Annotated in this window: 1 protein-coding gene; it reads right to left on the reverse strand. The window is 66.2% G+C overall.

The window, feature by feature from the left end; genetic code table 11:
• Positions 1-214: 214 nt before the first annotated feature.
• Positions 215-1185, reverse strand: a 971-nt coding sequence (locus tag BST14_RS28070; protein WP_083067487.1) for an ATP-dependent 6-phosphofructokinase, incomplete at its 5' end; no start/stop codon positions are given.

Raw genomic sequence — 1185 nt, forward strand, 5'->3', positions numbered from 1 at the left:
TTGTGGTGCGGCGGAACCGGTGGTCCCCCCGCCGCTGCGGATTGCTGAACGACTCCGCGAACCGCATCGCGGTTTCTCATACTCCCGGTATAACCCTTCAGGACCGGTCCGGAAACCACCAAAACAACGCGATCGCGGACCAACTGGATCGTTGGCGGGCAAATTCAGGCCACGGTTCGCTCAGATCCACCGAATGTTTGGCTCGCGGGCGCGGCTAACCGAAGAACGCGGCGGCGTCGTCGTAGCGGCTCTCGGGGACCAGCTTGAGCTGGCGCACCGCGTCGGCCAGCGGAACTCGGCCGATATCCTGCCCGCGCAGCGACACCATCTGGCCGTATTCCCCGGCGTGCGCCGCGTCGGCCGCATTCACCCCGAACCGGGTGGCCAGCACCCGGTCGTAGGCCGTCGGGGTGCCGCCTCGCTGGACGTGCCCCAACACGGTCACCCTAACGTCCTTGTTGATCCGCTTCTCCACCTCGGCCCCGAGCTGGGCGGCCACCCCGGTGAACTTTTCGTGGCCGAATTCGTCAATCCCGCCTTCGCGCAGAGCAATCGAACCGGGAATGGGTTTGGCTCCCTCGGCGACCACGCAGATGAAGTGCGAATCTCCGCGCTGGAAGCGCCTTTTGACCAGCCGACAGACCTCTTCGACGTCGAAGGGCTGCTCGGGAATCAAAGTCATGTGGGCGCCCGAAGCCAGACCGGCGTTCAGCGCGATCCAGCCGGCGTGCCGGCCCATCACCTCGACCAGCATCACCCGCTGATGCGATTCGGCGGTGCTGTGCAGCCGGTCGATGGCGTCGGTGGCGACGGTCAGCGCGGTGTCGTGGCCGAAAGTCACGTCGGTGCAGTCGATGTCGTTGTCGATGGTCTTGGGGACACCGACCACGGGAACGTTCTCCTCCGATAGCCAGTGCGCCGCCGTCAGCGTGCCCTCCCCGCCGATGGGGATCAGGACGTCGATCCCGTTGTCGTCGAGGGTTTGCTTGATCTGGTTCAGCCCGGCCCGCAATTTGTCGGGATGCACCCGGGCGGTGCCCAGCATCGTTCCGCCCTTGGCCAGCAGGCGATCGTTGCGGTCGTCGTTCTGCAGCTGGACGCGCCGGTTCTCCAGCAATCCGCGCCAGCCGTCCTGGAATCCGACCACCGACGAGCCGTACCGGGAGTCGCAGGTTCGCACCACCG

The sequence above is a fragment of the Mycobacterium arosiense ATCC BAA-1401 = DSM 45069 genome (assembly GCF_002086125.1).
GTDB lineage: Bacteria > Actinomycetota > Actinomycetes > Mycobacteriales > Mycobacteriaceae > Mycobacterium > Mycobacterium arosiense.